Consider the following 6,029-nt stretch of genomic DNA (forward strand, 5'->3'; position numbering starts at 1 on the left):
CATCCTTCCTGGCGCCCGGCGTCCACTGTCCACAGGGGAGAGGCTTGACCCTCCCGGCATGAATGATCAGCACACGAACCTGGCGTCGGCCACGCTCCGGCACAAGCTCTTCGACGGCCTCGGACGGGCCGAACAGGCCCTGTTCACCCGTCCCGCCCCGAAATCCGCGCGAGCCCTGATGAAATTCCTCCTCACGTGCGCCAAGGGCTCCACGGCGGCCGTAGCCGAGCGACTGGGCGTCTCCCGCCGCACCGTGGAGCGCTACGCTCGGGCGCCATCAAGAGGCCCCAGAAGCGCCTTGAGGCGGCTTTGGTCCAGGAGACCGAGGCGCAGTGGCAACCGCAGGTCAGGGCACAGGCAAGGCAGCGCGCCGCCACGTCCGGAGGGCTCGTCATCTCCTGCCGGGTCTACTTCGGATTCGGCCCGGAGGGGTCCTCGGACGCGGGCCGGATGAGGGACATCATGACCGCCGTCTCGCCCGCGCACGCCGACCGAATCCTGGCCGCCCGGGAGGACGGAGCGACGGATGATGAGCTGCACGAGCTGGTAGCGGAGGCCATCGCCGACGCCTATTTCCGCAAAGAAGGCGGCGGGCGCGCGGGCGTACACGTCGAATTCAAGAACGTGGACCGGCTCGATATCTCGTTTTAGCCGCACGGAATCCATGGCTGCTATAAACCTGTCTACGGCTGCCGCGCCCACCGCGCGGCAGCCGGATTTCCTGTCACCGTTCCCTCGATGATTGGGAGGCTCGTGTGAGCACCCCCGCACCCCGATCCCAGCGGCGCCCGCGCGGGTCCGCCCACCGCACGGCCGTGCCCCGCGAGCCGATCGACTGGGCGAAGGTCGGGCGCCGCTCGGTCCGCCGGCGGGCCCGCGGCATGAGCCACCCGGAGGCGGCGGCCGCCCTCGAGGAAGCCGAGCTGCAGCAGCACATGGTCCGCGACCACGAGGACCTGGCTGGCGATGAGCGCGGCCCGGCCGAAGTCGCTGAGTGGGCACGCATCGTGCAGCTGCTCGCCGATGTGGGCGGCGTGTACGACCCGGACGCCGACGCCGTGGTCCAGGACGAGCTCGCCGTCGACGCCGAACGCGAGCGCGACCGGCAGCTGGAGGACGAGCGGCGCCTCCAGGAGGAGGAAGCCGAAGCCACCCGCCGCGTAGCCCTCGCCCCCGACGTCCTGCGCCACGCCCTGCTGCGCACCCTCGCTCGCACCGGCCTGCTGGACTCGCTCAGCGAGGACGAGCGGGCCGCCGTCGACCGGCTGCCTGACTCCGACCCCGCGGCCGCGCTCACCGTCAACGCCCTGCTGGCCCGTGCGCACCAGGTCGGCGCCGGCCTTCGCTCCGGGGACCGTGTCGTGACGGGCGACGCCGACCTGACCTGATGACAGCGGTCGGCCGGTGGCTGCGGCTCATCAGCCTGACCTTCCCGGCCGGAATGCGCCTCGTCCGGGTGCGGTTCCGTCTTGCCCCTCCCCGTGCTGTACGCCCTGCTGTACGGTCGGGACATGTCGAAGTCAGTGACGATCCGGGTCCCCGAAGACCTTCACGCCCAGCTGCAGGAGCGAGCCGAGACCGAGGGCACAACAGTCACCGCGCTCATCACCGAGGCCGCACGCAACGCAGTCCGCGACCCCCGCCTCGAAGGCGCCGCGGACGTCTTCCGTCAGTTCGTCGCCGACAACGCCGACGCGTTCGACGCGGCCTTCCCCGACGACGCCCCCGCCCGCCTGGATACTGCCGAGATCCCGGGGCGGGCGGCCTGAGGTGGAGCTCCACATCGACATCCGCTGGCTGCTGGAGCGCCAGGCGGACGTGCTGCCCAAGCAACCTTCGGTCCACGACTTCTCCAACCTCGTGGCAGCCGTCGCCCGCCACCGCGTCAACACCCCGCAAGTCGGGGTCACCGTCGACAACGCCTGGCGCGCAGCGGCCCTGATGCACGCCATCATCCGGCTGCGCCCCCTCCCGGCCCGCAACGCCCTGTACGGCGCCGCGATCGTCACGGCGTACATGGACGCTGCGGGCGAGGCCGTCGACCCGCCGTACGGCGCGCTGATCGACCTTGCCCGCGACATCGACGCGGGCCGCGCCGATGGCTACGACGCGGCTGACCGCATCCGCTCCTGGCGGATCTGATCTCAGGGTTGCGCGGTGCATGGTGCCGTGCCGGTTGCAGTGGGGTCCGTTGCTCGGTGTTGTCCAGCTGCTGCTCGTCGGCGGCCGGGGCGCTGCTCTGGATGCCGGAAGACGTTGACACTCCGGCCCGCGGGCCAGGCGGCACAAGGGCGCTGCACGGCCAGCGACCCGCTGCTGCTCGGGCTACTCCGTCTCGCCAGTGGCCCACTGCTCCATCGGGCTCGGGGCCTTCTTCAGCAGCGTGTCGCGGCGGGACTGCGCGGTGGCCCGGGTGACGCCCATGGAGCTGGCCAACGCGCCGTACGAGCCGCCCTGTGCGGCGTGCTGACGTACTGCGGCGTCCCGGATGCCCCCCAGCCGGTTCATCAGCCCGGTGGACATCAGGATGGTGTTTGCGAGGTCTTCGGTGCTCGTCTCGCCGGCGCGCAGCTGCGCGAGGCCATGCAGTACCGAGCCGAGCCGCATGGCGAGCTGCCCGACATCGTCGCCCAGGGCCCGGGCGTCGGCGGTGGAGAGCGGGATCGTCAGGTCGGGGGCGGGGTTGGTGTGCTCGGGCTCGGTGGTCATCGGGGCCTTCCCATGGGGTGGTGGCGGGTGTGGGGCGGGCTCTAGAGCCACTCGAAGGCGCGCCGGACGTCGCCCGCGGCCCCGGCAAGGTTGTCGGCGTGCAGCCGCACGTCGAAGTCATACGGGTCGTCGGCGGCCTCCATGACGCGCTCGGAGGCGGCGTCAAAGACGCTGGCGAACGCCTCGTGGACCCCGGCGGCCTTGAGGTCCTGGACGATGTCGTCGTGATCAGCGCCGCCACGACGGACGGCGTCGGCGAGCAGCCCCAGCGCGGCGGCCGCGGCCGGGGCGAGCACGGCCACGTCATCGCCGCCGGTGGTGCCGGCGGTCCGTTCGGCTGACGTCTCGACGCTGCTGATCCGGGCGAGCGCCTTCGACTGCTGCTCCATGAGAACTCCGATCGGGTGCACGTGAGAGGGGCGGCGGTGGTGTGTGGGGCCTCCGGAGAGCGTTGACACTCCGAGCCGGGGCCCCGGCGGCACACGGGTGTGGCGAGGTCAGGCGGTCCGGGCGAGGTAGCCGGCGGCGGTGTCGACGAAGGTGTCGTGGGCGACCTTCGCGGCCTCGCGGGCGGCGGTCAGCTCCTGGGCGGTGGCGTACGCGTCGCGCATCGCGTAGGTCAGCGTGACCATGTGGTCGGCGGCGGCGCGCACGGCCTGGTCCTCGATGAGGACGCGCAGCGCCACCAGCGGGCGGGTGACCGCGCTGCGGGTCATGTGGCTTTCGCCGCGCAGGGCGTCGATCCGCTCGGTGCCGGCCTCCTTGAGGACGGCGTCGCCGCGCATCCACATCGCCCGGCGGTGGTCGCTGATCGCGCATGCGAGCGCGGTAACGGCCTCCAGCCGGTCGCGGCGGATCGCCTCGCCGTGGCTGGCGCGGACGCCGCGTTCGGCGGCGCGCTCCTGGAAGCGGCCGGAGACGATCGCGCCCAGCAGGGTGGCGACGATGGCGAGGGCGGCGGTGACGAGGGTGGCTAACAAGGCGGGTCCTCCCGTAGCTGTATGGACTTCAATACACTGTATTGAAGTCCATACGCCGAGGGAAGAGAGCCGCTCATGATTCTTTTCGCCCTGATCCTGACTTGGGGGTTTCCCGCCTGCCGGAACCGTGCGTCCCGATCCGACACTCACCGCCCGCACCACGAAACCGGCGCCGCGCACCAGGCTGTCCCTGCACGCGGGGACCTTTGTCCCTCCTGGCAGGGACCTCTGGTGTCGACACCGACACCAGACACACGAACGGCGCTGCACCGTGAGGGTGCAGCGCCGTAGTGCCAGCCCGGCCGGGCCGGGTGGCGGGGTCAGGAAACGGCTTTGAGGTTCTGGCGACGCTTGGCGTCTTCCCGGCGCCGGCGCTTCTCAGCGAGCTGGTCCTGGTAGGCGGCGACAGCCCTGCGGTAGCGATCGACGAAGTCGGTGGAGTTGAGGCGCTCCTCCTTCGGCATCGCCTTGACGGCCGCGATGGCGTCCTCGGGGGAGGCGTAGGCGGCGAGCATGGCGTTGAGCTGGTAAACGCCGGCGCGTTGCTTCTTCACCAACAGCGCTAGGTCCAGGTCGCGCAGCGCCGCGTTGACGGCCGTCCGGCTCAGGTTCAGCATCTGGGCGATGGTGCCCTGGTCGATCTCGATACGACCACCGGCCTCGCTGTGGGCGCGCAGCTTCAGCAGCACGCGGTAGGCCGCGGGCAGCAGATCGAGATCGGCAACGATGCCTTCCGCGTTGACGGCGGCGAAATGCAGACCGCTCACTGTTCGGCCCCCTTCTCCTTCAGCTGCGCCCGCTCCCGGCGCCGGCGAGATCGCTCGTCTGCCCGTTCCTTACGCAGCCGCTCGATCTCCTGCCTCATCTTCTCCAGTGAAGGGAAGCGCACCAACTCGGGCAGGCTCTGGTCCGCGCGGATCTCCTTGAGGGTGACGTACTGGTCGACCTTGATGTACTCGGGCTCCATGGTCTCGGTGCCCGGGATGAACTCCGCTACGCGGTAGCTGTAGGGCGGGTTGAACTGGTACACCCCACGCTTCACCCGGAACACGATGCCGTGCGACATGATCTCGCCCAGGGCCTCGGTCACCTTCGTGCGCGCCACGTCCAGGACGGTCGCCATCTCGTCCTGCGTCAAGGGGATCCGCCCGCCAGCCTTCTGACAGGCGATCATCAGCAGGATCAGCCGCAGCGGCAGCGCCTCGCGGAAGAACTGCGCGATGACCAGGAAGAACTCCAGGCTGTCCATGGAGAACGCGTTCGGCCGCTCCGGCGTCCCGTAGAACTCCATCGGCTTGCGCTGCTCGCCCAGCGAGAGCTTCCGGCCCGGGTACTGCCGTGCGACGTCATCCAGGTCCTTGACGGGCCGCAGGGGCCGATTCCAGGCGTCGGCAGGATCGTCCAGCGGCAACTTCGGCTGCGGCGCCCCCTTGGCGCTCGGACGGCTGCGCTGCGGCTCAGTCGGCACGAGGCTGCTCCCACGTTGTTGATCTCCGGACGCGCAGCAGTATGTCAGCTCTGCTTGAAACCGATGTCGCTCCGACACGACATGCCGCGCAAGTTGTGTCCCCCCAGGGGGGACAGATCTCCCCCCTGCCCGCCCGGCGGTCGACCCGCCAGCAACATCCGCCCCAGATGTCGCCTGTACTTGACACAGGCGCTCCGAAGGTGTCGCCTCTAGTTGACATTGACCGGCCGATGTGCCCCCTCAGTCGAGACAGATCGACCGCGATATGTCCCCCCAGCCGTTACATATCGCGCGATCTGTAACGCGCTGACCTGCGGGTTCTTGATCTCGGTAAGTATCAAGTGGCTGAGGTCTTCCCGCAGGCGCCGGCCGGACCTCCCGTGGCTGAGGCGGCTTCGCGTGCGGGCCCGTGGACCCGCGCAGACCGTAGGCAGCATCAACGGCTCTGAGTCTCGGGTGGCGCCGGCCGTGACGGAACAAGCAGCAACAAGGGCGTGGCGGGCGCTTTTGGTGGGTTCCGCCGCCCGGCCCGGGGGGCCGTTCGGCTCCGGTACCTCCGCACGTCGAATTTCGAGTTTCCCATTTCTGAAGTTCCGTTCTGTGGTTAAGGTCAGCCCAGCGAAGGTGAATTCTGCGGCCTTTATCTGTGCTGGCTTTAGGTGAAAATACAATGGCGAAACTCAGGGGCCTTTATCAGGTGCAGTGGTGCGCCCTATCGTTTCCAGACTCTATCTAGTGCTTCAAAATGATGCACGCGAATCGCAGCCGATCACCCGATGGGAGTAGACACACCCCAGCAGCTCAGGTTCCCCGACCCTCAATCACCTCCCCTCGCTCTGTCTGGACTTGTCCCGCCCTCAACCCGCACCCCG

The 6,029-nt window shown here is 69.5% G+C and carries 9 protein-coding genes; 4 read left to right on the forward strand and 5 right to left on the reverse strand.

Annotated elements, in window-relative coordinates; all coding sequences use genetic code 11:
* Window positions 1-462: 462 nt before the first annotated feature.
* From AB0P24_RS33725 to AB0P24_RS33740, 4 genes are all read left to right on the forward strand, one after another.
* Window positions 463-651 carry a hypothetical protein gene (locus AB0P24_RS33725; RefSeq protein ID WP_365800733.1) on the forward strand — a complete coding sequence of 63 codons (189 nt, stop codon included), beginning with the start codon at window positions 463-465 and terminating at the stop codon, window positions 649-651.
* A gap of 104 nt (window positions 652-755) precedes the next feature.
* Window positions 756-1,388, forward strand: a complete 633-nt coding sequence (locus AB0P24_RS33730; protein WP_365800735.1) for a hypothetical protein — start codon at window positions 756-758, stop codon at window positions 1,386-1,388.
* A 123-nt stretch (window positions 1,389-1,511) separates the two neighbouring features.
* Complete coding sequence (locus AB0P24_RS33735; protein ID WP_365800737.1) at window positions 1,512-1,769, forward strand: YlcI/YnfO family protein; 258 nt, start codon at window positions 1,512-1,514, stop codon at window positions 1,767-1,769.
* Between the two features lies 1 nt (window position 1,770).
* On the forward strand, window positions 1,771-2,142 hold the full coding sequence (locus AB0P24_RS33740; protein ID WP_365800739.1) for a toxin Doc: 372 nt from the start codon (window positions 1,771-1,773) through the stop codon (window positions 2,140-2,142).
* A 183-nt stretch (window positions 2,143-2,325) separates the two neighbouring features.
* Here AB0P24_RS33740 and AB0P24_RS33745 read toward each other — a convergent pair whose 3' ends face one another.
* The 5 genes from AB0P24_RS33745 to AB0P24_RS33765 all read right to left on the reverse strand — a co-directional run bounded on the left by AB0P24_RS33745 (window position 2,326) and on the right by AB0P24_RS33765 (window position 5,157).
* Window positions 2,326-2,709, reverse strand: a complete 384-nt coding sequence (locus tag AB0P24_RS33745) for a hypothetical protein (protein WP_365800741.1) — start codon at window positions 2,707-2,709, stop codon at window positions 2,326-2,328.
* Between the two features lie 41 nt (window positions 2,710-2,750).
* A complete protein-coding gene (locus tag AB0P24_RS33750) occupies window positions 2,751-3,098 on the reverse strand; it encodes a hypothetical protein (protein WP_365800743.1) in 348 nt (115 codons plus the stop codon).
* 108 nt (window positions 3,099-3,206) lie between these two features.
* Window positions 3,207-3,689 (reverse strand): hypothetical protein, encoded by a 483-nt coding sequence (locus AB0P24_RS33755; protein ID WP_365800745.1) that lies wholly within the window; start codon window positions 3,687-3,689, stop codon window positions 3,207-3,209.
* 320 nt (window positions 3,690-4,009) lie between these two features.
* Window positions 4,010-4,456: a MarR family transcriptional regulator gene (locus AB0P24_RS33760; protein ID WP_365800747.1), complete on the reverse strand. Its 447-nt coding sequence runs from the start codon at window positions 4,454-4,456 to the stop codon at window positions 4,010-4,012.
* Window positions 4,453-5,157 carry a hypothetical protein gene (locus AB0P24_RS33765; RefSeq protein ID WP_365800749.1) on the reverse strand — a complete coding sequence of 235 codons (705 nt, stop codon included), beginning with the start codon at window positions 5,155-5,157 and terminating at the stop codon, window positions 4,453-4,455. The genes AB0P24_RS33760 and AB0P24_RS33765 overlap by 4 nt, the downstream gene beginning before the upstream one ends.
* Between the last annotated feature and the right edge of the window lie 872 nt (window positions 5,158-6,029).

Source organism: Streptomyces sp. NPDC086519, assembly GCF_040686075.1.
Lineage (GTDB): Bacteria > Actinomycetota > Actinomycetes > Streptomycetales > Streptomycetaceae > Streptomyces > Streptomyces shenzhenensis.

Bases quoted from the DNA above. Each gene is read 5' to 3' on its own strand.
- AB0P24_RS33725 (WP_365800733.1), top strand. From the start codon at position 463: ATGACCGCCGTCTCGCCCGCGCACGCCGACCGAATCCTGGCCGCCCGG.
- AB0P24_RS33735 (WP_365800737.1), top strand. From the start codon at position 1,512: ATGTCGAAGTCAGTGACGATCCGGGTCCCCGAAGACCTTCACGCCCAG.
- AB0P24_RS33750 (WP_365800743.1), bottom strand. From the start codon at position 3,098: ATGGAGCAGCAGTCGAAGGCGCTCGCCCGGATCAGCAGCGTCGAGACG.
- AB0P24_RS33745 (WP_365800741.1), bottom strand. From the start codon at position 2,709: ATGACCACCGAGCCCGAGCACACCAACCCCGCCCCCGACCTGACGATC.